The sequence below is a fragment of the Massilia sp. TSP1-1-2 genome, assembly GCF_049896185.1.
In the GTDB taxonomy this organism is placed as follows: Bacteria; Pseudomonadota; Gammaproteobacteria; order Burkholderiales; family Burkholderiaceae_D; genus Telluria_A.
In genome coordinates this window covers 1-670 of record NZ_JAFCTU010000181.1, presented here as the reverse complement: position 1 = coordinate 670, position 670 = coordinate 1, and the positions used below count along the sequence as shown (strand labels likewise).

The following is a 670-nucleotide window of genomic DNA, read 5'->3' as shown; positions in this document are numbered from 1 at the left end:
CATTGGCCGGCCGCCGGAAAACGTGCTGGAGATTCTGCCGTGAGTGCGCCGTATGTGCTGGTGTTGTATTACAGCCGCAATGGCTCGGTGAGCGAGATGGCGCGACACATTGCGCGCGGTATCGAGCAAGCCGGGCTGGAAGCGCGACTGCGCACCGTGCCGGCGATCTCCACCGAGTGCGAGGCCGTGGCGCCGAGCATCCCGGAGGAAGGTGCGCTGTATGCCAGCCTCGACGACCTGAAAAACTGCTCGGCCCTGGCGCTCGGCAGCCCGACGCGCTTCGGCAACATGGCCGCACCGCTCAAATACTTTATCGACGGCACCAGCAACCTGTGGCTGACCGGCGCGCTCGTCGGCAAACCGGCCGGAGTATTTACCTCCACCGCCAGCCTGCACGGCGGCCAGGAAACCACGCTGATGTCGATGCTGCTGCCGCTGCTGCACCACGGCATGTTGATCACCGGCCTGCCCTACAGCGAACAGGCCTTGCTCGACACGCAGGGCGGCGGCACGCCGTATGGCGCCAGCCACCACGCGGGGCCGGACGGCAAGCGCATGCTCGACCCCCACGAAATTACCTTGTGCCGCGCCCTTGGGCTACGCCTGGCGAAAACCGCGATCCTGCTGGAGAACGGCCGTGGCCCGCAAACCTAAGGTCCTGCCGCCCCAG

Annotated in this window: 1 protein-coding gene; it reads left to right on the top strand. The window is 66.6% G+C overall.

The features are described from left to right. Positions 1 to 54: 54 nt before the first annotated feature. Entirely contained in the window at positions 55 to 654 is a 600-nt protein-coding gene (gene wrbA / locus ACP7BV_RS27590) for an NAD(P)H:quinone oxidoreductase (protein WP_426108106.1), read from the top strand. The last annotated feature ends 16 nt before the right edge of the window (positions 655 to 670 follow it).